General features: G+C 65.5%; 19 protein-coding genes and 1 pseudogene. 11 read left to right on the top strand and 9 right to left on the bottom strand.

The features are described 5' to 3' along the window. Positions 1-5: 5 nt before the first annotated feature. The 4 genes from CSC67_RS16010 to CSC67_RS15995 form a co-directional block, all read right to left on the bottom strand. Positions 6-1,073, bottom strand: a complete 1,068-nt coding sequence (locus tag CSC67_RS16010) for a sulfate/molybdate ABC transporter ATP-binding protein (RefSeq protein ID WP_118995442.1) — start codon at positions 1,071-1,073, stop codon at positions 6-8. After that, positions 1,070-1,981 carry a sulfate ABC transporter permease subunit CysW gene (gene cysW, locus CSC67_RS16005; RefSeq protein ID WP_118995441.1) on the bottom strand — a complete coding sequence of 304 codons (912 nt, stop codon included), beginning with the start codon at positions 1,979-1,981 and terminating at the stop codon, positions 1,070-1,072. The genes CSC67_RS16010 and cysW overlap by 4 nt, the downstream gene beginning before the upstream one ends. A 1-nt stretch (position 1,982) precedes the next feature. Beyond that, positions 1,983-2,843: a sulfate ABC transporter permease subunit CysT gene (gene cysT / locus CSC67_RS16000; protein WP_118995440.1), complete on the bottom strand. Its 861-nt coding sequence runs from the start codon at positions 2,841-2,843 to the stop codon at positions 1,983-1,985. Between the two features lie 183 nt (positions 2,844-3,026). Then, entirely contained in the window at positions 3,027-3,992 is a 966-nt protein-coding gene (locus CSC67_RS15995; protein WP_245220266.1) for a sulfate ABC transporter substrate-binding protein, read from the bottom strand. 267 nt (positions 3,993-4,259) lie between these two features. Between CSC67_RS15995 and CSC67_RS15990 the strand changes: the two genes are divergently transcribed. From CSC67_RS15990 to CSC67_RS15980, 3 genes are all read left to right on the top strand, one after another. Further along, positions 4,260-4,643, top strand: a complete 384-nt coding sequence (locus tag CSC67_RS15990; RefSeq protein ID WP_118995438.1) for a DUF4870 family protein — start codon at positions 4,260-4,262, stop codon at positions 4,641-4,643. A gap of 99 nt (positions 4,644-4,742) precedes the next feature. Beyond that, positions 4,743-5,273, top strand: a complete 531-nt coding sequence (locus CSC67_RS15985; protein WP_118995437.1) for a hypothetical protein — start codon at positions 4,743-4,745, stop codon at positions 5,271-5,273. A 104-nt stretch (positions 5,274-5,377) separates the two neighbouring features. Next, complete coding sequence (locus CSC67_RS15980) at positions 5,378-5,815, top strand: nucleoside deaminase (RefSeq protein WP_118995436.1); 438 nt, start codon at positions 5,378-5,380, stop codon at positions 5,813-5,815. 20 nt (positions 5,816-5,835) lie between these two features. On the opposite strand, the pseudogene CSC67_RS15975 reads toward CSC67_RS15980, so the two are convergent. Then, positions 5,836-6,747 (bottom strand): annotated as a pseudogene (locus tag CSC67_RS15975) (NYN domain-containing protein); the annotation flags it as partial. 219 nt (positions 6,748-6,966) lie between these two features. Between CSC67_RS15975 and CSC67_RS15970 the strand changes: the two are divergent. Beyond that, positions 6,967-8,856, top strand: a complete 1,890-nt coding sequence (locus tag CSC67_RS15970; protein WP_245220259.1) for a cytochrome c/FTR1 family iron permease — start codon at positions 6,967-6,969, stop codon at positions 8,854-8,856. Here the strand turns inward: CSC67_RS15970 and codB are convergent. Together codB and CSC67_RS15960 are read right to left on the bottom strand one after the other, a co-directional pair. Further along, positions 8,826-10,034 carry a cytosine permease gene (codB, locus tag CSC67_RS15965; protein ID WP_118995433.1) on the bottom strand — a complete coding sequence of 403 codons (1,209 nt, stop codon included), beginning with the start codon at positions 10,032-10,034 and terminating at the stop codon, positions 8,826-8,828. The genes CSC67_RS15970 and codB overlap by 31 nt on opposite strands. Continuing rightward, the gene (locus CSC67_RS15960; RefSeq protein ID WP_118995432.1) at positions 10,027-11,238 is read right to left on the bottom strand and encodes an MFS transporter; all 1,212 of its coding nucleotides are present in this window, start codon (positions 11,236-11,238) and stop codon (positions 10,027-10,029) included. Before CSC67_RS15960 ends, codB begins: the two co-directional genes overlap by 8 nt. A gap of 98 nt (positions 11,239-11,336) precedes the next feature. Between CSC67_RS15960 and CSC67_RS15955 the strand changes: the two genes are divergently transcribed. The 7 genes from CSC67_RS15955 (at position 11,337) to CSC67_RS15925 (ending at position 21,306) form a co-directional block, all read left to right on the top strand. Further along, positions 11,337-12,464, top strand: a complete 1,128-nt coding sequence (locus CSC67_RS15955) for an AI-2E family transporter (RefSeq protein WP_245220265.1) — start codon at positions 11,337-11,339, stop codon at positions 12,462-12,464. 449 nt (positions 12,465-12,913) lie between these two features. Then, the gene (locus CSC67_RS15950) at positions 12,914-15,118 is read left to right on the top strand and encodes a TonB-dependent receptor (protein ID WP_118995521.1); all 2,205 of its coding nucleotides are present in this window, start codon (positions 12,914-12,916) and stop codon (positions 15,116-15,118) included. A 136-nt stretch (positions 15,119-15,254) separates the two neighbouring features. Next, entirely contained in the window at positions 15,255-15,935 is a 681-nt protein-coding gene (locus CSC67_RS15945; RefSeq protein ID WP_118995430.1) for a Fe2+-dependent dioxygenase, read from the top strand. After that, complete coding sequence (locus tag CSC67_RS15940) at positions 15,932-17,050, top strand: alpha-hydroxy acid oxidase (RefSeq protein WP_118995429.1); 1,119 nt, start codon at positions 15,932-15,934, stop codon at positions 17,048-17,050. Before CSC67_RS15945 ends, CSC67_RS15940 begins: the two co-directional genes overlap by 4 nt. 56 nt (positions 17,051-17,106) lie before the next feature. Then, entirely contained in the window at positions 17,107-18,444 is a 1,338-nt protein-coding gene (gene rlmD / locus CSC67_RS15935; protein WP_425337666.1) for a 23S rRNA (uracil(1939)-C(5))-methyltransferase RlmD, read from the top strand. Positions 18,445-18,739: 295 nt separating this feature from the next. After that, positions 18,740-19,900, top strand: coding sequence for an ABC transporter substrate-binding protein (locus tag CSC67_RS15930; protein WP_118995427.1), 1,161 nt, complete (start codon positions 18,740-18,742; stop codon positions 19,898-19,900). Then, on the top strand, positions 19,900-21,306 hold the full coding sequence (locus tag CSC67_RS15925) for an amidase family protein (protein ID WP_118995426.1): 1,407 nt from the start codon (positions 19,900-19,902) through the stop codon (positions 21,304-21,306). Before CSC67_RS15930 ends, CSC67_RS15925 begins: the two co-directional genes overlap by 1 nt. 79 nt (positions 21,307-21,385) lie before the next feature. Here CSC67_RS15925 and CSC67_RS15920 read toward each other — a convergent pair whose 3' ends face one another. After that, positions 21,386-22,213: an ABC transporter ATP-binding protein gene (locus CSC67_RS15920; protein ID WP_118995425.1), complete on the bottom strand. Its 828-nt coding sequence runs from the start codon at positions 22,211-22,213 to the stop codon at positions 21,386-21,388. Between the two features lie 18 nt (positions 22,214-22,231). Continuing rightward, positions 22,232-23,119 (bottom strand): ABC transporter ATP-binding protein, encoded by an 888-nt coding sequence (locus tag CSC67_RS15915; RefSeq protein ID WP_118995424.1) that lies wholly within the window; start codon positions 23,117-23,119, stop codon positions 22,232-22,234. Positions 23,120-23,121: the final 2 nt, after the last annotated feature.

Below are 23,121 nucleotides of genomic sequence, written 5' to 3'. Positions count from 1 at the left end.
CTTACTCAGGCGGCTTGTTCCAGGAATACCTCCAGGCGGCGCGGCTTGAGCAGCAGCCGGTCGCCGGTCCGCGGGGCCAGCGCCCGGTATGCCTCGTTGGGAATCAGCGCCTGCAGCAGTCCGGCGCCGTCCTCGCGTTGGAACTCCAGCTGGGCCAGCGGCCCGATGGCGTTGGCGTGCAGCAGCCGGGCGACGATGCCTTCCTCGCCCGGGCGGTAGCGCGCCACGTCCAGCTCGTGGGGGCGTACGTAGCCCACACCGGGCAGATCATGAACCTCTCCGTGCTCGGGCACCGGCAGGGCGGTGTGGCCGGCATGCAGCACTCCCTGGTGGACGCGGCCTGTGAACAGGTTCACGTCGCCCAGAAAACCATAGACGAAAGGCGAGGCGGGATTGTCGTACACCTGCGCCGGCGGCCCCACCTGTTCGACGCGCCCCTTGTTGATGACGACGACCTGGTCGGCCACTTCCAGGGCCTCTTCCTGGTCGTGGGTGACGAAGATGCTGGTGACGTGCAATTCGTCGTGCAGGCGGCGCAGCCAGCGGCGCAGTTCTTTGCGCACCTTGGCGTCCAGGGCGCCGAAGGGCTCGTCCAGCAGCAGCACGCGCGGCTCGACGGCCAATGCGCGCGCCAGGGCGATGCGCTGGCGCTGTCCGCCCGACAGGCTGGAGGGGTAGTGGTCGGCCAGCCAGTCGAGCTGCACCAATTCCAGCAGCTGCCTTACGCGTTCGCGGATTCTGGCCGCCGAGGGCCGCTGGCCGCGCGGCTTGATGCGCAGGCCGAAGGCGATGTTGTCGAACACCGTCATGTGGCGAAACAGGGCATAGTGCTGGAACACGAAGCCCACCTGCCGCTGGCGCACGTGCTGGTGCGAGGCGTCCTCGCCGTCCAGCAGCACCCGTCCGCTGTCGGCCTGGGCCAGGCCGGCGATGATGCGCAGCAGGGTGGTCTTGCCGCAGCCCGAAGGCCCCAGCAGCGCCGTCAGCGCGCCCTGCGGAAAACTGAGGCAGACATCGTCCAGCGCGACGAAATCGCCGAAGCGCTTCTTGATGTTGACGACTTCGATACTCATGGTCGGGACTCCTGTCGGGGTTGCGGCGCCGGCGCGCGGGCGTCGCGCCATTCGATGTAGGACTTCAGGGCCAGGGTGGCCAGCGCGAGCAGGGCCAGCAGCGAGGCGACGGCGAAGGCGGCGGCAAAGTTGTATTCGTTGTAAAGAATCTCGACCTGCAGGGGCATGGTGTTGGTTTCGCCGCGTATGTGGCCCGACACCACCGACACCGCGCCGAACTCGCCCATGGCGCGCGCATTGCACAGAATGACGCCATACAGCAGGCCCCACTTGATATTGGGCAGGGTCACGTGGCGGAAGGTCTGCCACCCCGAGGCGCCCAGCACGATGGCGGCCTCTTCTTCTTCCGTTCCCTGCGACTGCATCAGGGGAATGAGTTCGCGCGCAATGAAGGGGAAGGTGACGAAAACGGTGGCCAGCACAATGCCCGGCACGGCGAACAGGATGCGGATGTCGTGTTCCTGCAGCCAGGGTCCCAGCCAGCCGTGGGCGCCGAACAGCAGCACGAAGATAAGTCCCGAGATGACCGGCGATACCGAAAAAGGCAGGTCGATCAGGGTGATGAGCAGGCTCTTGCCGCGAAACTCGAACTTGGCGATGAACCAGGCGGCGCAGACGCCGAAGACCAGGTTCAGCGGCACGGCGATGGCGGCGGTCAGCAAGGTGAGGCGTATGGCCGACAGCGCATCGGGTTCGACGATGGCGGACAGGTAGGCGTTCCATCCCTTGCGCAGCGCCTCGGCAAAGACGGCCGCCAGGGGCATGAAGAGAAACAGCGCCAGAAAGGCGAGGGCGGCGGCGGTCAGCAGCCAGCGCACCCAGCGCGGTTCTTCCAGCGCCGACGGCGCCTGTTCGAGCCGGCCGGCGGCGGGCGCGAATGTCGGCAAAGTCGTGGTCGTGCCGCTCATGTCAGGCCTCCGCCAGGCCGCGGCGGCGCGTCCAGGCCTGCAGCAGATTGATGGCCAGCAGCATGATGAACGCGGTCAGCAGCATGACCATGGCGATGGCGGTGGCGCCCGCATAATCATATTGTTCGAGCTGAGTGACGATCAGCAAGGGCGTGATCTCGGAAACCATGGGCATATTGCCGGCGATGAATATCACCGAGCCGTATTCGCCCGAGGCGCGCGCAAAGGCCAGCGCAAAGCCGGTCAGCAGCGCGGGCAGTATGGCCGGCAGGATGACGCGAAGAAAGATCTGCAGGCGGTTCGCACCCAGGCTGGCGGCGGCTTCCTCGAACTCGCGGTCGGCTTCCTGCAGCACCGGCTGCACGGTGCGCACGACGAAGGGCAGGCCGATGAAGGTCATGGCCACCACCACGCCAAGGGGCGTGAAGGCCACTTTCAGTCCCAGGGATTCCAGCTGCGAGCCGATCCAGCCATTGGGCGCATACAGCGCGGTCAGCGCGATGCCGGCCACCGCGGTGGGCAGGGCGAAGGGCAGGTCGACCAGGGCGTCGACCAGCTTCTTGCCCGTGAATTCATAGCGTTCGAGCACCCACGCGACCAGTGTGCCGAAGACGACGTTGAGCGCGGCGGCGATCAGCGCGGCTCCGAAGCTCAGCCGATAGGAAGCCATGACGCGTTCGCTGGTGGCGGCTTTGACGAAGCCTTCCCAAGACATCGTGAAGGTATTGAGAAAGATGGCCGAGAGCGGAATCAGGACGATGAGGCACAGGTAGAACAGGGTGAAGCCGCCGGTAAGCCCGAAGCCGGGCAGCACCCGGCCCGGGCGCCGGTCTCTGAAACTGAAGGGTAGGGCGATCTGCATGGACGATGACTGAAAAATGATGCGCGACGCACACTATGGTTGCATCGCCGCGCCGCGGACGGAACGATTAACTTCGCATGTACAAAGACGTGATAGGCATAAACCCGTTCACGGGCTCTCGCCCGAGGCGCGGCGCGATGCGTGGATCGCTGGCCTTGCCTGCGCCGCTGGACGCGCCGCATCTCACTTGCCGGGCTGGTAGATCTGGTCGAACACGCCCCCGTCGGCAAAATGCTTGGCTTGCGCCTGCGCCCAGTTTCCCGCCACATCGTCGATGGTGAACAGTTCCACCTCGGGATACTGGCCGGCGTACTTGGCGCCTACTTCTTTCGAGGTGGGCCGGAAGTAGTTCCTGCCCGCGATGTCCTGGCCGACGTCGCTGTACAGGTATTCCAGATAGGCTTGCGCGATGTCGCGCGTTCTGCGGCGGTCCACCGTCTTGTCGACCACGGCGACGGGCGGCTCGGCCAGGATGCTGCTGGGCGGCGCAACGATCTCGACCTTGTCGGGCCCCAGCTCGTTCAGGGCCAGCAGGGCTTCGTTCTCCCATGCCAGCAGCACGTCGCCTATGCCGCGTTCGACGAAAGTGATGGTCGAGCCGCGCGCGCCCGAGTCCAGGACGGGCACCTGGCGAAACAGCTTGCCCACGAAGTCGCGCGCGGCGGCCTCGTCGCCGTTCGCCTTCTTGAGCGCATAGCCCCAGGCGGCCAGATAGTTCCAGCGGGCGCCGCCCGATGTCTTGGGGTTGGGCGTGATGACGGACACGCCCGGCTTGAGCAGGTCGTCCCAGTCCTTGATGCCCTTTGGGTTGCCCTTGCGCACCAGGAAGACGATGGTCGAGGTGTAGGGCGAGCTGTTGTGCGCCAGGCGCTTCTGCCAATCCTTGTCGATCAGGCCGCGCTCCGCGATGGCGTCGATGTCCGGAGCCAGCGCCAGCGTGACGACGTCGGCGGCGATGCCGTCGATGACGGTGCGCGCCTGCTTGCCCGAGCCGCCGTGCGATTGCTTGATGCGCACCGTGTCGCCGGTCTTCTCCCGCCAGTACTTGGCGAAGGCGGTGTTGAATTCCTGATACAGCTCGCGGGTCGGGTCGTAAGAGACATTCAGCAGCGAAATGTCCGCCCCGTGGGCGGGCAGCGCGGCGGCCATGGACAGCAGGGCCGCCTGAAGAAAGCGGCGCAGTGCACGGGACGGGCGAAGCGGATTCGAGGCTTTGTCGTTCATGATGTCTGGGATCGGATAACGAGTTGAATGAACGACCAGCTTATGGGCGGGGCCTTTTAAAGTGAACGAATGCTTTCTTACTTATAAAGATCGGAACGGCATATAACGGCAAATCCGGCTAGCATTACGCTTGCGGCATTCTGCCGCGCAAGATCAACGCATGCGCTGCACGAAGCGCGAGGAAGCGGGCACATGAACGACAACAACACACCGGTCACGCAGATCGTCGATTCAGGTCAGGGAGGCCCCGTCAAGACGGACTCTCTGAAGACGGTGGCCACGGTGGTCTATGCACTGCAGGCCGTGGCCTATTTCATCGGCATTACGGCCGTGGTGGGGGTCATCATCGCCCACATCAAAGTCGGCGACGCGCGGGGCACATGGCTCGAGTCGCATTTCCGCTGGCAGATCCGCACCTTCTGGTACTCGTTGTTGTGGGGCATCGTGGGCGCCGTCCTGCTGGCCGTCGTGATCGGATATCTCGTGCTGCTGGGCGTGCTCGTCTGGAGCATCTACCGCATCGCCAAGGGCTGGCTGCGCCTGGTCGACGGCAAGGCCATGTACGCCTCGGCCTGATATCTGAAGACATCGCCGCGCTTCGGCCGGCAGCGCCTTTGTTGTTCTGACGGGCATGGCGATTGCTGCCTGCGGGCCTCTCCCTTATAGGAGGTGCCCATGAGTTGGCAGGCATTGTTCGGCGAGCGCGCCACCACCAAGATCGCCGCCATCTACGACACGCGCGAGGCGGCTTCAGGGGCGGCGGACTCATTGAGCCGAAGCGCGGGGCTGGAGCCCTCGCAATGGACGTTGATCGCGCCGCAAGAGCAGGGCTTCGCGCGCAAGCTCGAACCCGAAAGCCAAGGCATCGCCCGCACGGGCGTACGAGCCCACCTCATCCTGGGCGCCATCGGCCTGTTGGCCGGAATCGTGTTCTGGGCCCTGTTGTACGGCCTGGCCATTCCCTTCATCGTGGCTTCGCCCTGGGCCAGCGCGGCCGTCATCATCGTTTTTGCTACCATAGCGGGCATGATGATCGGTGGCCTCGTCACGGCGCGCCCCGACCACCAGATCGTCATCCTCAAGGTCAGGCAGGCCGCCGAACAAGGCAAATGGTCTTTGGTGCTGCATCCCGGCAATCCCAGGCAGTGCGACGCGCTGATGAAGGAATTGTCGGAAGCCGGCACCGAAGTCGTGCGCACGGTTTAGCGTCTACAGGCCGTGCCCCGGCGGCTCGGCCCAAGCGCGGATGCCGCCTCGAGGCGGTCGAATCGAGCTCCAGGGGCGCGGCTCAATAATAAAAGGAACGCGCAATGGACACCTTTCTCCAGGCCGCCGTCGAAGAAGCCCGCCAGGGGCTTGCCGAGGGCGGCATCCCCATCGGTTCGGTCATCGTCCACCAGGGACGCATCATCGGACGTGGACATAATCGTCGTGTGCAGCAGGGCAGCGCCATATTGCACGGCGAGATGGACGCTTTGGAAAATGCCGGCCGCCAGCCCGCCAGCGTCTATCGCGAATCAGTACTGTACACCACCTTGTCTCCCTGCCCGATGTGCACCGGCGCCATTCTGCTTTATGGGATTCCCCGCGTGATCGTGGGCGAGAACCGGACCTTCATGGGCGGCGAGGCCCTGCTGCGCGAGCATGGCGTGAAGGTCGACGTACTGCAGGACGCCGATTGCATCGCCATGATGCGCGACTTCATCCGCGACAAGCCGGAACTCTGGAACGAAGATATCGGCGTCTGAACTTATTGGCCGGATCGCGGCTTTTTGGCGGCCGGCTTGCGGGCCGCCTTGACGGGCGCGGGCGCGGCGGCATCCGGGTTCTTCACGGCCTTGCTGGCTTTGCGTCCTTTTCGGGGCGGCTTGGCCGGGGCGGCGGGGCGCGAAACGAACGCCCCCGACTTTTCGTCGCGGCCCACGTCGAGCAGGCCTTGCGCCTGGGCCTCGTCCAGCACGCTGCCAAAAGCCTTGAAGCCGTAGTACGACTCGTTGAAGTCGGGCCTGCGCCGCTTGATGGCCTGCTTCAGGGTCGAGGCCCAAATTTTGTCGCTGTCGCCGCGTTCCGACAGCAAGGCCTCGAAGGTGTCGACCACGATGGCAATGGCTTCGGCGCGCCGGCTCTGTTGTTTGTCTTCGCTCGATTCCTGGATTTTGGCCGCTGCCTCGGGGGCCGCGGCGGGCTTGCGGGCGGAACGCGTCTGGCGCACCAGATCGTCGTAGAAGATGAACTCGTCGCAATTGGCGATCAGCAGGTCGGAGGTCGATTGCTTGACGCCGACGCCGATCACCTGCTTGGCGTTCTCGCGCAGCTTGGACACCAGCGGCGAAAAGTCGGAGTCGCCGCTGATGATGACGAAAGTATCGACGTGCGCCTTGGTGTAGCAGAGGTCCAGCGCATCGACCACCAGGCGGATGTCGGCGGAGTTCTTGCCTGACTGGCGCACGTGGGGAATCTCGATGAGTTCGAAGCTGGCTTCGTGCATGGCCGACTTGAAACTTTTGTAGCGTTCCCAGTCGCAGTAGGCCTTCTTGACGACGATGTTGCCCTTGAGCAGCAGACGCTCGAGCACCAGCTGGATGTCGAACTTCTCGTATTGGGCGTCGCGCACGCCCAGCGCCACGTTCTCGAAATCGCAAAAAAGCGCCAGGCTGGCGCTGTCGTTCTGGTGGGCCATGTGGGAGTGCTCCGATTATGCCTTGGACCGAATGAAGCCCATGATACCGTTTTCGAAGGTCTGCGGAGACCGCGCGGACCTTGCGGCCATATTCAGCAGACAGTTAGTTGGCTCGGGTATAGTGTCGGGAATAAGTCTCGTTTACGCAACTATACTTCACGGAGCATCATGATTCTGGCCGGGCTTGGGGTAAGGGCGGCGCGCTTTTTTGCGTGCCTGATGATGATATGTGCGGGCGCGCTGGCGCACGCCCAGTCAGGCGAACAAGGCGCCGATGCGCGCCAGTTGTGGCAGTTGCTGGACTACGTGGCGGTGGATTATAGCGGTGCCGTGCAGGGCGGCGAAATCGTCAGCGAGGGCGAATATGCCGAGATGCTCGAGTTCACCGACACCGCGGCGTCACGCTTGCAGGCCTTGCCCGTCACCGAGTCCAAAGATCAGATCGCGGCGCTGGTCCAGAACCTGGGCCAGGCGGTGCGGGACAAAGCGGATGCGGCCCGGGTGGCCGAGCTGGCGCATGAGGCCAATGCCTTGCTGCTCAAGGCCTACCCCATGCCCGTCGCGCCGGCTCATGCGCCCGACCTGCAGGCGGGCGCGCGCCTGTATGCGGCGCAGTGCGCATCCTGCCATGGCGCCAAGGGCGCCGGAGACGGAGTCGCCGCGGCCGGGCTCGATCCGGCCCCCATCGCCTTCACCGACGCCGAGCGCGCCGCGTCGCGCAGCGTCCTGGCGCTGTACCAGGTCATCTCCCAGGGCGTCGAGGGCACATCCATGCCGGCTTTTGCCGAGCTCTCCGACGACGAGCGCTGGGCGCTGGCCTTTTTCGCGGGCGGCATGGCTTATGACGACGCCATGCGGGAGCGCGGACAAGACCTCTGGAACAAGGATCCCAAGGCCAAGGTGCTGTACGGGGATCTGGAGGCGATCGCCACCACCAGCCAGGCCGAAGCCTCGCGCACGTTCGAGCCCGATGCGGCGCGCGACCTCACCGCCTTTGTTCGCGCCGAGCCGTCCGTGGCCGCTGCCGGCGATCCGTCCGGGCTGTCCCTGGCCCGACAGCGTCTGGGCGAAAGCCTTCGGGCCTTGCGAAAAGGCGAGCACGCGTCCGCCTCCAGCCTTGCCTTGTCCGCTTATCTGGATGGATTCGAGCCTATCGAACCCATGCTCGGCGCGCGCAATCCGCGCCTGTTGACAGAGGTGGAGGACGCCATGCTGGCCTACCGGTCGGCCGTCGGGAAGCGTGACGCGGCGGCCGCGGAACAGGTGGCCGGCCGCCTCGACGGCCTGTTCGGCCAGGTGGATGCCGAGCTGGGCCAGGCACAGGCGGCGCCGCTTACCACCTTCCTGGGCGCTCTCACCATATTGCTGCGCGAAGGCCTTGAGGCCCTGCTCATCGTCATCGGCATCGTCGCCTTCCTGAAAAAGGCCGACCGTCCCGACGCTCTGAAAGCGGTGCATACGGGCTGGGTGCTGGCTCTGGTCGCCGGCGCCCTGACCTGGGTGGCGGCAACCTATCTCGTCACCATCAGCGGCGCTAGCCGCGAGCTCACAGAGGGCCTCGGTTCACTGCTTGCGGCCGTGGTGCTGCTGGGCGTGGGCTTGTGGATGCACCAGAAAAGCGCAGCCGGGCGCTGGCAGGCCTACCTGCACCAGAAGGTGTCGGGCGCGATGCGCCGCCGTTCGGCCTGGGGCCTGTTCGCCCTGGCCTTCATTGCGGTGTATCGCGAGGTGTTCGAGACCGTATTGTTCTATTCCGCCCTGGCCACCGACGGCAATGGCGCCGCCTTGCTGGCCGGCTTCGGCGCCGCGGTGGTGCTGCTGGCCCTGATCGCATGGATATTGCTGCGCACCAGCGCCCGCATGCCGATAGGCAAGTTCTTCTCGCTTACCTCCATCCTGGTCGCCCTGCTGGCCATCGTGCTCACGGGCAAAGGCGTGTCCGCCCTGCAAGAGGCGGGCTGGATCGATGTGCTGCCCGTGGCCGCGCCGCGTATCGAGATACTGGGCGTGTATCCCACGCTGCAGACGCTGGCGGCCCAGGCCGTGGTGCTGCTCGTCGTGGCGGCGGGCTTCGGCTTTCAGCGGCGCAGCCGCATCAGCAAAGGATAGGAGAGCAGCGCGCCGAGAACGGCATTGACGGGCACGATGCCCGGCAGCCAGTGGCCGCAGGCGAGGCCCGCCGCCACGGCTGCGATGGCCGCGGGATTGACCGCGGCGGCGTCGGCGGCGGGGTAGTGCCGGTAGCGCCCGCGGCGCAGCAGGTAGTCGGCAATGATAACGCCGCCGATGGGCGGAATGGCGGCTGACAGAAAGGCCAGCCAGCCCACGAAATGATGGTACAGCCACAAGGCCATCAAAGTGCCCGCAAGGCCGTTGAACATCGCCAGCAATCGGCTGGGCAGGCCCGTGACGTTCGCAAAGCCCAGGCCGGAGGCGTACAGCGCGTTGTCGTTGGTGGTCCAGATGTTCAGGCCCAGCACCAGGACAGCGGGCCAGATCAGGCCCTGCATCATCATGACGTCGCTCACGTCGGCCTGTCCCGTGGCCGCGGCGCCGGCCCCGCCGAAGATGAACATCAGCGAATTGCCGACGAAGAAGGCCGCCATGCACACCACCACGGCCGTTCGCGCGCTGCGTCCGAAGCGCACGAAATCGGCGGTGAGCGTGCCGGCGCTTATGAAGGAACCCACCACCACGGCGATGGCTGCCTCCATCGGCAGCGGGTCCGCGGGAACGCTGCCGCGCAGGGACTCCAGCCCTCCGGCCTGGCCGATCGCGAGCCACACCGAATAGCTGCCGAGCACGGCGATGGCCGGCACCGCGACCACCGAAAGGGCGGTCAGGCCCGCGATGCCGAAGTAGACCGTCAGCGTCATGAGGATGCCCGAGGCGGCGATCAGCAGGTGAATATCCCAGCCGGTGGCCTTGGCCACCGGGATCGCGAACATGGCCACGCCCACGCCGAACCAGCCTACCTGCGTGCCGCCCAGCAGCAGCGAAGGCAGCCATGAGCCTTTGACGCCGAACGAGTAGTGGGCCAGCAGGTGGGTCGACAGGCCGGTGCGCGCGCCGATGTATCCGAGCGCGGCCGTGTAGACGCCCAGAATGAGATTGCCCGCCACGACGGCCCGGAAGAACTCGTTGGCAGTCAGCCCCGCGCCAAGGGTTCCGCCGGCCCACATGCTGGCCGAGAAAAAAGTGAGGCCCAGCATGACGGCGCTGAGCGCCAGGGTGTTTCTGCGCGCCGAGGCCGGTACGGGGCGGCGGCTGAAATCGGCGTCATCCATGTGAACGCTCTTCGGCATTGCGATGGCGCTTTATGGCGCTTGCCAGCCATAAGCCCAGCAGAGGAAGCGCTATCACGCTGGGAAGCAAGGCCAGGCGGGTGCCCAGGCTTTCGAGCAGGACGGCGATGATGCTGACGCCGATGGACTGGCCCAGGAACAGGCTGCAGGCAAACAGGGACACGGCCGTGCCGCGCGCCTGGGGAGCCATTTGCGTGGCGTTGGCCTGCAAGGTGTTGTGTATGAGATAAAAGCCGAAGCCGGCGACGGCGGAGGCGGGCATCGACCATACCCAAGAAGGCGCGAAGGCCAGCAGGCAGAAGCCCGCGGCCATCAGGATGCTGCCGTACACCACCATGCTCCGTTCGCCCAGGCGCGTCACGATGCGGCGTGCGAACAGGGTGTAGCCCAGCCCGCCCAGGCCGTACAGGACGACGATGCCTCCGGCCATGGTCAGCGACAGGCCGAAATGCTTGTATAGATGCACCGGGATGAAAACGAAGGCGCCGTATGCGAAGCATCCTTCTATGAGCGCCGCAATCATGATGCGGCGGGCCCAGGGGGTACGCAGCACCAGCATGAGCTGCGCGGCGTAGCTCTTGGACTCCTTGCGGCTTGCCGCGCTGGGTACGGGAGGCAGGCCGCGCGCCATGAGCATCGTCGCGGCGCCGAACAGCAGCGCCAGCAGCGCGAAGGCGGCCCGCCAGCCCAGGGTGTCCCCGAACACGCCGCCCGCCCATTGTCCGAAAATCATGCCCAGAATGGTGGCCGGCAGGAACTTGGCCAGCTCCTGCTGCCGGCGCGTATAGGGAACCGAGTCGCCGATATAGGCCATGCTCAAGGGGATGATGCCGCCCGCGGTGGCGCCGGCCAGGAAGCGCAGGCCGATCAACACCGAAAGATCGGGCGAGAAGACCAGAGCCAGATTGAGCAAGGCCGACACCGCCACGGCCATGCAGATCACGCGCTGCTTGCCATAGCGGTCGCCCAGGGGGCCGTAGACCAATTGCAGGACGCCGTAGGCGATGGCGAACATGGAAACCGCCCCGGCCGCTGCGCCGATTTCCGCGTTGAAGTAGCGGGCCAGCTCGGGCAGGAGGGTGTCGCAAAGCCGCATGCTGGCCATGCTTGCAAACCCGGCGCAGGCCACCAGCCAGAAATAGCGCCTGTAGGAGGCGGACGCAGCTTGGTCTTCGGGATCGGGCACCGCCGAGGTCTCCTGTGCACGCGGACAAGGGCGTAGTGTATCGCTATATGTCTGGATGGTTTTTGGTTTAACCTTACAGCAATCCTAAGGCTTCCCTCATCATGCAACCCATTCTGCCCGCCTATCTCATCACCCGCTGGCTGCTCGTGCTCGTCATTCTCGCCGGGCTTTATTTTCTTCGTGGTTTCCTGGTTCCGGTGCTTGCCGCGCTGATCATATGCCTGGCCAGCTGGCCGCTGTACCAGCGCCTGCTGCGGCGCTGCGCGGGCCGGGACGCGCTGGCCGCCAGCCTGGCGCTGGGCATCGTCATCCTGGTCCTCATTATTCCCCTGTCCCTGGCGTTGAGCTTTGCCGTGCAGGAGGCCAGCAGCTTCATCCGCTGGGCGCTGGCCGCCAACCGCGACGGCGTGCCCGTGCCGCTATGGCTGCTCGAGCTGCCCCTGGCGGGCGAGTGGCTGGCCCGCCACTGGGTGACCTATCTGGGCGAACCCCATGCGCTGGGCGAGGTGGTCGAGATGATCAGCGGCGAGCATCTGGGCAATATCTATCGCATGCTGCTGTCGGCCACCGGCGACATCTTCCGCCTTTTGCTCACCGTCATCTTCATGCTGATCGTGCTGTTCTTCGTCTACAAGGACGGCGCTCGCATCCGCACCCAGCTGGACGTCGTCGGCGAGCGCGTGTTGCCCGGCCGCTGGCAGCGCTTCTCCCGCATGGTGCCCGCCACCATCAACTCCACCGTCACCGGCATGGGGCTGATCGCGCTGGGCGAAGGGGTGGTGCTGGGCGTGGCCTACTGGGTCGCCGGCGTGCCTTCGCCGGTGCTGCTGGGCGTCGTCACCGGCTTCATGGCCCTGATTCCCGGCGGCGCGCCCTTGTCCTTCACGCTGGTGTCCCTCTATCTGGTCGGGTCGGGCCAGGCCATGGCCGGCGTCGGCCTGTTCCTGTGGGGCACGGTCGAACTCTTCATCGTCGATAAAACCCTTCGACCCCGCCTCGTGGGCGGCCCGGTCAAGCTGCCTTTCCTGCCCACCTTCTTCGGCCTGGTGGGGGGCGTGCAGACCATGGGTTTCGTGGGCCTTTTCATCGGCCCGGTCCTGATGGCGCTGCTGGTGGCCATCTGGCGCGAATGGACGCTGGAGGAAAGCGAGGCCGTGCCCGGCCTGTCAGATGCCGGCCGTGAACCGCTCATGGTTTCCCGACAAGCAGAAGAGGCTGGCCGCTGATCTGAGCGGCAGGCCTCTTCTTCGACACGCCGGGGCCTGCCGCGCGGTGAGGGTTCTTGCCGCCCGGAAACGGCTGGCCCTTTAACGCCTATCCCGCCCGCGTCATCATGAATATCCCGCATATTGCCTGAACGCCAGCGGCGTTCGAATGATCGCGGGCGCTGCTTTTTTCATAAGCAGCGCGTACGGACGCGGCTTTGGCGTTCATCCGCGTCCAGCGGCCACTTCGCTTCCCGTTGATTAGTGCTTGCGGCCCAGGCCGGCGCAGCGTCCGTGCCTGTTGTTTTCTGACAATTTGCTGATAGTTTTCTGACATTAAGTTGACAGCGTAAATAACAATTATTACTATTTGCGGCAACCAAAGGCAATGAGAATCAAACGCTTTCGCTTATAGCAATTAGAAACACGAGGTCCGCATGAACTCGTTCAACAACAGGGAGCCTTACCCCATGTCTCAATCTTGCCGTGCCCCGCACGCATTCAGCCAAGGTGTGCTGTACGCCGCCATCGGCAGCGCTTTGGCGCTTCCGGCCGCAGCCCAGACCGCCGGCCAAAACGTCCAGCAGCTGCCCAGCGTCCAGGTCCAGGGCGTGCTGCCCATCGACGGCTACCAGGCCCGCAAGGTGTCGTCCGAGAAGTTCACGGCACCCTTGCTCGACACGCCGCGCACAGTCAATGTCATCCCCGAAGAAGTCATCAAGGACCGCGGCGCCAGCTCGCTGCAAGACGTGCTGCGCTCGACGCCCGGCGTTACGCTGGGTTCTGGCGAGGGCGGTACGCCGGCCGGCGATCGGCCATTCATCCGCGGCTACGAGGCCAGCACGGACATCTTCGTCGATGGCATACGCGACTATGCCCGAGGCTCCCACGAAACCTTCAACCTGGAATCGGTCGAGGTCATCAAGGGGCCCAGCTCGGCCTACACCGGGCGGGGCGGCACCGGCGGCAGCATCAATTTGCAGACCAAGCAACCCAGACTAAGCAACTTCTTCGAGGGTTCCGCGGGCATCGGCACCGACTCGCAATATCGCCTGACGGCCGACGGCAACGTCGCCTTCACCGACCATGCCGCGTTTCGTTTGAACCTGATGAGAATGGGCGGCGACATACCGGGGCGCGACGAAAACGAATACGATCGCCTGGGCATCGCCCCATCGCTGGCCTTCGGCCTGGGAACGCCCACGCGCCTGGTGCTCAGTTATGCGCACATCGTCAACAAGGACACTCCCGACTGGGGCATACCGTTCCGAAATCCGGCCAACCCCGACCGCGTCACACCCCTGGAGCCCGACCGCGACAACTACTATGGCCGATCGGGCGTCGACTATCGCAAGAACCAGTTCGATACCGCCACCGTCGACCTGGAACATGATTTCAACGACAGGTTCACCGTGCGCAACGTGACGCGCTGGTCCAAGAGCCTGAACGACTATCTGTACACCCGGCCCTCTTTTGACAACTGCAGCGGAGACGCTCCGTCCGCATCGTGCGTGGCCGAGGACGGCGGGCTGCAGTTCAGGCGCGACAATCGAGCGCGGTGGCGCCAGGCCGAATCGCTGGTCAACCAGACCGAACTGCGCGGCAACTTCAATACCGGCTCGTTCAAGCACAGTTTCTTCGCCGGAGTCGAAGTCAGCAAAGAAGACATCTATTCCCGCAACACCCTGCCGGGCCAGGGCGGACCGGCTTCCGACACCGACTCGTTCTGGAGTCCCGACCCCAACCGCAGCTACGGCGGACGGAATCTAGCGTTCGGGCCCAAGTTCAAGAACGGCAACATCAAGACGAGTTCGGTCTATATCTTCGACACGGTCGAGATCACTCCGCAGTGGCTGGTCAACTTGGGGTTGCGCCACGATAGCTTCCGTGTGACCGATAGCGCCAACGACGACAGCCGCAGCGACAAGATGTGGAACTATCAGGCCGGCGTCGTCTACAAGCCCGCTCCCAACGGCTCCGTTTACCTGTCGTACGGCACCTCGTCCAATCCGGCGGGCGAAAACTTCGGCCAGGCCGGCGGCGCGGACGGTCCCGCGGGCGGAGCGCAGCTTCATGATCTGAGCCCCGAGAAGAGCCGCAGCTGGGAGCTGGGAACCAAATGGGATGTGCTCAACGAGCGTCTGTCCCTGACGGCGGCGGTCTTTCAGACCGACAAGACCGATGCGCGCTCGACCGACCCGGTCACCGGCGACGTCTCGCTCTCGGGCAGCAACCGCGTGCGCGGCTTCGAGATCAGCGCCACCGGCGCCATCACGCCGCAGTGGAACATCTGGGCCGGCTATACCTATCTGGATCCGAAGATCAAGGAATATCGCAGCGGCAGCAATGTCTTCGACGGCAACCAGATCAAGTTCATCGCCAAGAACAACGCCACGCTGTGGACGACCTACAAGGTCCATCCGGCATGGACGGTGGGCGGCGGCGTCACGTATGTCGGCAAACGCTATGTGGACGATGCCAATGTGCTGCGTCTTCCCTCGCACACGGTCTATGACGCCATGGTGCGCTACGACGTCAACAAGAGCCTGGCGCTGCAGCTGAACGCCAATAATCTCAGCAACGAGCGCGTCTACGACGCTTCGCACGTCGGCCTCTTCGCCAACGTCGGGCCCGGCCGCTCCTACATGCTGACTGCGACCTATCGTTACGAATAAGCGTAGGATCACCGCTGTATCTCAGTCCTGCGGCCGCCCTTGGACAAGGGGCGGCCGCTTTCATGCTGGTCGCATACAATGAGCGGACCCGGCGAGCCGCCGTCCGCTTCGTGAAATCCGCGCCTTCATATCCATCATGCTGATCACCATTCCTGACGTACTCGATGCGAACCAGCTTGCACTATGCCGCCGACTGCTTCAGGAGGCGCAATGGGAAGACGGCTTGCGGACTGCAGGCTACATCGCCCAGCGAGCCAAACAGAACCGGCAACTGGCCCTGGACGACCCCATCGCCACGCGCCTGGGCGACCTCATCCTGGGCGAGCTGGGCCGGAACCAGTCCTTCATCGCCGCAGCGTTGCCGGCGAAAATCCTGGCGCCCCGTTTCAACCGCTACGAAAACTCGGGGCACTACGGCAACCATATCGACAACGCGGTGTTCGTCGCGCCGGGCACCGCGCAGCGCGTGCGCAGCGACGTGTCGTGCACCTTGTTCCTCAGCGACCCCGGCGATTACGAGGGCGGCGAGCTGACCATCGAAGACACCTACGGCATGCGGCAGATCAAGCTGCCGGCCGGCCATATGGTGGTCTATCCCGGCACCAGCCTGCATCATGTGACGCCGGTCACCCGGGGAGCGCGCGTGGCGTCATTTTTCTGGGTGCAGAGCATGGTGCGCCATGCACATCAACGCGCCATATTGTGGGAATTGGATCAGTCCATCCAGGAAATCGCCATGCAAACGGACGACCCGTCCCGATTGGCCCGGCTGTCGGGCGTGTACCATAATCTGATCCGCGAATGGGCGGATACATGAACAAGCCCTTGCCGCCTCTGGCCCAGATCCCGCCGCAGATCGCCGCGGCGGCCGACTACGAGCCCTATGCCCGGCAGCGCATGACGGATGCCGCATGGGCCTATCTGAACGGCGCTTCCGCCGACGAGCAGACATGCGCCGAGAACCGTGCGGCCTTTGGCCGAATCCGATTGCGGCAGCGTGTCATGGCCGATATGCGCCAGGCGCATACCCGGGTCGAGATGCTGGGCCAGGCATGGGAGCATCCCATCATGCTGGCCCCCGTGGCCTATCAGAAGCTGGCGCACGAACAAGGTGAACAGGCCTCCTGCCTCGCCGCCTGCGCCATGGGCGCCGGCATGGTCGTCAGCACCCAGGCCAGCGTCCCGCTGGAAGCGCTTTCCGATGTGGCCGCGCCCGTGAAGGCGCCGCTGTGGTTCCAGCTTTACATACAGCCCGATCGCGAATTCACGCGGGCGCTGGTGCGGCGTGTCGAAGAGGCGGGCTACAGGGCGTTGGTGCTGACGGTGGACGCGCCGGTCAATGGCGTGCGCAACCGCGAGCAGCGCGCAGGCTTCGTCCTGCCCCCGGGCATCGAGGCCGTGAATCTGCAAGGCATGAAGCCGGTCGCGGCGCACACCGCCCAGGCGGGCGCCAGCCCTTTGTTCGGTTCCGGCCTGCTCGAACATGCGCCGCGCTGGGCCGATCTGCGCTGGCTGGCCGAGTCCACCCGCCTTCCGGTGCTGGTGAAGGGCGTCATGGACCCCGACGACGCCCGGCTTGCGCTGGAGCACGGCGCGGCCGGCATCATCGTGTCCAATCACGGCGGCCGCACGCTCGACGGCTTGCCCGCGTCCATCGAAGCCTTGCCCCATGTGGCCCAGGCCGTCGGCGACCGGGTCCCGGTATTGCTCGACGGCGGCATCCGCCGCGGCACCGATGTATTCAAGGCGCTGGCGCTGGGCGCGCGCGCCGTGCTGATCGGTCGTCCTTATGTTTACGGTCTGGCCGCGGCCGGCGCCGCCGGCGTGGTGCACGTGCTGCACATGCTGCGCACCGAGCTCGAGATCGCCATGGCGCTTGCCGGCACGCCCACGCTCGCGGACATCGACCGCTCGGCCTTGTGGCACATGTAATCCGCCTCGAAGCGCTCCAGGCACTGCTCTAAGAAGCATCCGAAGTCATGAAGGACATCATCGATCTCGACATCGAAGCGCTGGACGACCAGGCGCGCGGCGTCGCGACGCGCGATGGCCGGCGCTTCTTCATCGAGGGCGCGTTGCCGGGCGAGCGGGTCAGGGCGGCGATAGAGCGCGCCAAGCCGAATTACGCCGTCGGCGGCGTCCGGTCCGTGCTGCGGGCCTCACCCCATCGGGTCGAACCGCGCTGTCCGCATTTCGGCGTGTGCGGCGGCTGTACCTTGCAGCACATCGATGCGGCCACCCAGGTGGCGTTGAAGCAGCGCGAACTCGAAGACGTGTTCGAGCGCGCCGCGGGATTGGCTCCCGCGCGCATTTTGCCTGCGCTGCAAGGACCCGACTGGGCTTATCGCCACAGGGCTCGGCTCGCAGTGCGCTTCGTTCCATCCAGGGGCGGGGTGCTGCTGGGTTTCCACGAGCGCAAGAGCAGTTTCGTGGCCGACATCCGCGTCTGCCACGTCCTTCCGGCGGCCGTGTCGGACCTGCTCGAGCCTTTGCATCGATTGGTGGCCGCCTTGTCCATTCCCCATCGGATTCCGCAGATCGAAGTCGCGGTGGGCGGTGACGGGCTGATCGTGCTGGTGCTGCGTCATCTGCTGGAATTGACCGATGGCGACCGCGACCGGCTTCGCGCGTTCGCCGCCCGCCACGGGATCGTGTGGTGGCTGCAGCCGGGCGGGCCGGACACCGCCGCGCCGCTCGATGCCGGCGCGGCTCATCCGGGCGCCGAAGGCGCAACGAAATGGCGCGAGCTGGCCTACGGCCTGCCGCGCTTCGGGCTGAACATGAGATTTCGGCCCACCGACTTCATACAGGCCAATATGACGGCCAATCGAGCCCTGGTATCGCGGGCGCTGGACCTGCTCGAGGCGGGACCGGGCGATCGCGTGATGGATCTCTTCTGCGGCCTGGGCAATTTCACCTTGCCGATCGCCACGCAAGCCAAAGAAGTGCTTGGCGTCGAGGGCAGCGCGGCGCTGCTCGAGCGGGCGCGGCAGGCCGCCACGGACCATGGCCTGGAGGGGCGGGCGCATTTTGCCTGCACCGATCTCTTCAGCGTCGATGCCCATTGGTTGAGGGAGCAGGGCCGTTTCGATCTCATGCTGCTCGACCCGCCGCGCGAGGGCGCCCCTGCGGTGGCCGAGGCGCTGGCGGCGCTGAGCGCAGCGGAAAGGCCGCGCCGCATCGTCTATGTGTCATGCAACCCGGCGACGCTGGCGCGCGACACGGCCATACTTGCGCACCGAGGCGGCTATCGCCTCAAAGCCTGTGGCGTGGTCAATATGTTTCCCCACACTTCCCACGTCGAATCGGTCAGTGTGCTGGAATAGGCGTGGAAATGAATGGCTTACGGCAAGTTGAATTCAATTGTGATCTGATTGCATGCAATGATTCTTGTCAGCGCCATCTCCGTATGCCTCGATCAAGCGGCGGCAACTATCGATACTGCTTATAAGATTACACATTCTCCTTATCTGGCCCTTTTTTCATGCGGGTTTTGAAAAGTTCTGTCTTGTCTCGACGGCGTGAAAGGAATAAATTTCCTGCTGGCTAGGGCAAACGCTTATTGTTGGTGGTGTTTGTCGCTGCATACAATGGCCTGCTCTCAACACAGGAAGAACCTCCATGTCATTGATCAAACGTTGCAAGTTGGCCCTCATAGCCGGCGCCCTGGCGGTCGCGCCCGGTGTCCAGGCGCAAGAGGTCGTCAAGGTCGGCCTCATCACCTCGCTCACCGGTCCGTTCGCCGAGTTCGGCCAGCAGATGCAGGCGGGCGTCAAGGCCTACCAGGCGATGCATGGCGATACGGTGGCCGGCAAGCGGGTCGAGGTCATCTACAAGGACACGGGCGGCGCCAATCCCGAGATTGCCAAGCGGCATTCACAAGAACTCGTGGTGCGCGAAAAAGTGAACTTCCTGGCGGGTTTCGTCTTCACTCCCAATGCGCTGGCGGCGGCCCCCATTGCGACCCAGGGCAAAGTGCCCATGGTGGTCATGAACGCGGCCGGCGAGAACCTGACTTCGCGCTCGCCCTACATGATGCGCACCGCGTTCGAAGTCACCACCACGGTGCCGCCGATCGCCAAGTGGGCCTATCGCGAAGGGGCGCGCACCGCGTATGTCGTCGCGGCCGACTATGCGCCCGGCCTGGACGCCGAGAAGGCCTTCATCAAGGCGTTCGAAGCCGAAGGCGGCAAGATCATCGGCACGGTCCGCACGCCCATCGTGACGGTCGATTTCTCTCCCTACATCATGCGCATCAAGGATGCCAAGCCCGACGTCGTGTTCGCCTTCGTCAACGGCGGCGACGTGGCGCCGGCGCTGATCAAAGAGTTCCGCGCCCGCAACCTCGAAGCCGACGGCATCAAGCTGATCGGCACCGGCGACATCGTGGATGAGCCCATCGTCAACGTCATCGGCGAAAACGGCATGGGCGTCGTCACCGTCTACCCTTACTCCATGCATCATGATTCCGAGCTGAATCACAAGTTCGTGCAGGAATTCATCAAGCTGCGCGGCAAGAACGCCCGCCCGGCCATCATGAGCGTGGCCGCCTACGACGGCATGGCCGCCATTTACGAGGCGCTCAAGAAGACCCAGGGCAATACCGACAGCGCGCAGCTCATGGAAGCCTTCAAAGGCCTCGAACTCGAAAGCCCGCGCGGACACATACGCATCGATCCCGAAACGCGCGACGTGGTGCAAAACCAGTACATCCGCCGTTTCGACAAGGTCGACGGCGCATACGCCAACGTCGAATTCGAGACCTTCGAGGCCGGCAAGTAATGGCGCGCATCGATCCCGTGACGGCCCGGGACGAATTGCTCGGACTGGGCGTCGCCCCATTGACCCGGGCGTTCCACGATGCGATCTGCACGCCCGTCGATGTGCTCGAAGCCCTGCAGTCCGCAATCGAGGAGGGTGATGAGCTGATCAACGCCTTCTGCCATCTCGACTGGCAACAGGCTTTCGAAGCGGCGCGCGAATCCGCCTTGCGTTATCGGGCGGGCGCACCGCTCGGCCCGCTCGACGGCGTGCCGGTCTCGGTCAAGGACCTCACTGATGTGCGGGGGTGGCCCACACGCAGGGGTTCGCTCCTGCTGGCGGAGGCCGGTCCGGCCTCCGACGATGCGCCCGCCGTAGCGCTTTTGCGCCGGGGCGGCGCCGTGCTGTTCGGCAAGACGACCACCACCGAATTCGGCTGGACCATACGCTCGGACAACCCCCTGAGCGGCCTTACCCGCAATCCGGTCGACCCGGCGCATTCGGCGGGCGGCTCCAGCAGCGGGGCGGCGGCGCATGTGGCGGCGGGCTGGGGGCCTCTGGCGCTGGGCAGCGACGCGGGCGGCTCGGTGCGCATACCCGCCTCGTATTGCGGGCTCGTCGGCTTCAAGCCCACGTTCGGCGCCATACCCATGGTGCCGTCCAGCGCCTTCACCGAATTTGCGCACCTGGGGCCGCTGTCGCGGTCGGTCGATGATTGCCGCGCGGCGATGCAGGTGCTGAGCCGGCCCGATCCGCGCGACCTGGCGTCCACATTCTTCCGCAAGCAGGGTGAGGGGAGCCGGCCTGTACGCGTGGGATGGACGTTGTTGCTGGGTTCCGGCGTGCAGCCCGATGAATACGTGACCGCTGCCTTTCACTCCAGCCTCGAGCAGCTGCGCGCTGCCGGCTGCCACGTTCAGGAAGTCGATGCGCGCGCGCAGGACTGCGCCGACGCCATGTGGCAGATATGGCGTTCGCGCATGGTCGAGTCGTTCAGCAGTCTGCCTGCGCCGCAGCGGGACAAGCTGGGCGCGGGCCTGCGGCAGCTGTATCGCGAGGGCGAGGCCATGAGCATGGCCGACCTGTCGGCGGCGCGCATCCGCCTGCGGCAGATGGCGGTCGATCTGGGGCGTGTGTTCAGCGACATCGATGTGCTGCTGACGCCCATGACGCCCGGCGGCGCCCCCCTGGCGCTGGAGCCGGACCGGGCCGAGCGCGCCCCGGCCGAGAACTGGTTTCTGCAGAGCGGCTATTCCTATCCCTTCAACATCACGGGGCAGCCGGCGCTGAGCCTGCCGATGGGGCGCAATCCCCAAGGCCTGCCCTTGGGGCTGCAGATCGTGGGACACAAATTCCACGATGCCCGGGTCCTGGAGATAGGCGCGCAACTCGAAGGCCTGCTGAGCCCGGCTGGCGCCGAAAACTGAGTCGCTACGGCCGTCCACCGCGCCTAGCCTGCCTGGCCTTGGCCGGCCAGTGCGGCTGCCCTTTTAGGGTCAACAGGCTCTAAGCCCCGGCCACGGCCGCCTTGTCGAACCAGGAGTCGTCGATCTCGGGCAGGGGAATGGCGTCGATGAGCTGCCGGGTGACGAGGCTTTGCGGCGCATCGAATACCTGCCCGCATGGTCCGGCTTCGACGATGGCGCCGCGGTCCAGCACGACGACCGCATCGCACAGGCTGCGTATGACGGACAGGTCGTGGCTGATGAAGGCGATGGTCAGGTTCATGTCGGCGGCGAGCTCCTTGAGCAGCGCCAGCACCCGCGCCTGGGACGAGACGTCCAGGCCCGAGACCACCTCGTCGGCCAGGATGAAGGCCGGCTCCAGGGCGACCGCCCGGGCGATGCCCACGCGCTGGCGTTGGCCGCCCGACAGTTCATGCGGATAGCGCTTGGCGAAAGCGCCGGGCAGTCCGACTCTTTCGAGCGCCTCCTGGGCGCGGCGCCGGGCCTTGTCCACGCCATAGCGTTCGAGCGGCGTGGCCACGATGCGCCCGACGGTATGGCGCGGGTTCAGCGACGACAGCGGGTCCTGGAAAATCATTTGCAGGTCGCGGCGCAGCGGCTTGAGCGCTGCTTCGTCCAATTGTCCGATGTCCCGGCCCTTGAACATCACGCGGCCCGCGGTGGGCGCCAGCAGCCGCACCAGGACACGCCCCAGGGTGGTCTTGCCCGAGCCGCTTTCGCCCACGATGCCGGTGATGGCGCCCTGAGCCAGCTCGAACGACACCTGCTTGAGGATTTCGATGCGGGGCGCTCGGCCCAGCAGGGGCTTGCGCGCCATGTCGGGGAGGGCGAGACTCAGGTCCGAGATCTGGAAGAGCGGCTCGGTCATGCGGCTTTCCTTTCAACGTTAACGAGATCCGGCATCGTCCTGGGCCACTTCTTGACGGAGCCGGGCCACAAGTTCGTCCGGGACCGGGCGCAGGGGCTCATGCGGATGGGTGTAGCGGGGCGTGGCGGCGATCAGCGCGCGGGTATAGGGATGGCTGGGCCGGGCCAGCAGCTGAGCGGTGGGGGCCTCTTCCATCACCTTGCCATCGAACAGTACGGTAACCGTCTGGCTGATCTTGGCCACCACGCCCATGTCGTGGGTGACGAACAGCACGGCCGTGCCGGTTTCGGCCTGCAGCTCGCGGATCAGCGTGAGAATCTGCTTCTGCACCGTGACGTCCAGCGCCGTGGTGGGCTCGTCGGCCACGATCAGGCTGGGGCGGGGGGCGAAGGCGGCGGCGATGAGCACGCGCTGGCGCATGCCGCCCGAGAGCTCATGCGGGTAGGCCGCCATGACGCGCTCCGGATCGCGTATCGACACGCGGTCCAGCAGCTCCAGCGCACGGCGCTGCGCATCCCCGGCGCCCCATCCCAGGCGGCGCACCAGGCGATCGGTGATCTGCCCGCCGATGCGGCGCGAAGGGTTCAGGGCGGTGAGCGGATCTTGCGGGATGAGCGAGGCGACGGCGGCCACGGTCTGGCGGCGAGCGGCCGAACGCAGGGTTTCAAGCGCCGTGTCCTGCAGGCGGATGCTGCCGGCGGTCTGTTCGATGCCGCGCGGAAGCACGCCCAGCACCGCCTTGCCTATCATGCTCTTGCCGGCGCCGCTTTCGCCGACCAGGGCGCGCACCTCGCCCGGCTGGACCGTGAGCGAGACCGCGCGCAACAGGGCCGGACCGCCGCGCACGGCGACGCTCAATCCCTCTACCTGCAGGGTGGGGGCGGCGGGAGTGGGCTGTCGGCTCATGG

This window comes from Pusillimonas caeni (genome assembly GCF_003545815.1).
In the GTDB taxonomy this organism is placed as follows: Bacteria; Pseudomonadota; Gammaproteobacteria; order Burkholderiales; family Burkholderiaceae_B; genus Pusillimonas; species Pusillimonas caeni.
Note: the sequence above shows the minus strand (reverse complement) of the source record. Positions and strands in the feature narration are given on the sequence as shown.

Excerpts from the sequence above, each read along its gene's own strand:
- CSC67_RS16010 (WP_118995442.1), bottom strand. The coding sequence starts at position 1,073 with ATGAGTATCGAAGTCGTCAACATCAAGAAGCGCTTCGGCGATTTCGTC.
- cysW (WP_118995441.1), bottom strand. The coding sequence starts at position 1,981 with ATGAGCGGCACGACCACGACTTTGCCGACATTCGCGCCCGCCGCCGGC.
- cysT (WP_118995440.1), bottom strand. The coding sequence starts at position 2,843 with ATGCAGATCGCCCTACCCTTCAGTTTCAGAGACCGGCGCCCGGGCCGG.
- CSC67_RS15995 (WP_245220266.1), bottom strand. The coding sequence starts at position 3,992 with ATGGCCGCCGCGCTGCCCGCCCACGGGGCGGACATTTCGCTGCTGAAT.
- CSC67_RS15990 (WP_118995438.1), top strand. The coding sequence starts at position 4,260 with ATGAACGACAACAACACACCGGTCACGCAGATCGTCGATTCAGGTCAG.
- CSC67_RS15985 (WP_118995437.1), top strand. The coding sequence starts at position 4,743 with ATGAGTTGGCAGGCATTGTTCGGCGAGCGCGCCACCACCAAGATCGCC.
- CSC67_RS15980 (WP_118995436.1), top strand. The coding sequence starts at position 5,378 with ATGGACACCTTTCTCCAGGCCGCCGTCGAAGAAGCCCGCCAGGGGCTT.
- CSC67_RS15970 (WP_245220259.1), top strand. The coding sequence starts at position 6,967 with ATGATGATATGTGCGGGCGCGCTGGCGCACGCCCAGTCAGGCGAACAA.
- codB (WP_118995433.1), bottom strand. The coding sequence starts at position 10,034 with ATGGATGACGCCGATTTCAGCCGCCGCCCCGTACCGGCCTCGGCGCGC.
- CSC67_RS15950 (WP_118995521.1), top strand. The coding sequence starts at position 12,914 with ATGTCTCAATCTTGCCGTGCCCCGCACGCATTCAGCCAAGGTGTGCTG.
- CSC67_RS15945 (WP_118995430.1), top strand. The coding sequence starts at position 15,255 with ATGCTGATCACCATTCCTGACGTACTCGATGCGAACCAGCTTGCACTA.
- CSC67_RS15940 (WP_118995429.1), top strand. The coding sequence starts at position 15,932 with ATGAACAAGCCCTTGCCGCCTCTGGCCCAGATCCCGCCGCAGATCGCC.
- CSC67_RS15930 (WP_118995427.1), top strand. The coding sequence starts at position 18,740 with ATGTCATTGATCAAACGTTGCAAGTTGGCCCTCATAGCCGGCGCCCTG.
- CSC67_RS15925 (WP_118995426.1), top strand. The coding sequence starts at position 19,900 with ATGGCGCGCATCGATCCCGTGACGGCCCGGGACGAATTGCTCGGACTG.
- CSC67_RS15920 (WP_118995425.1), bottom strand. The coding sequence starts at position 22,213 with ATGACCGAGCCGCTCTTCCAGATCTCGGACCTGAGTCTCGCCCTCCCC.
- CSC67_RS15915 (WP_118995424.1), bottom strand. The coding sequence starts at position 23,119 with ATGAGCCGACAGCCCACTCCCGCCGCCCCCACCCTGCAGGTAGAGGGA.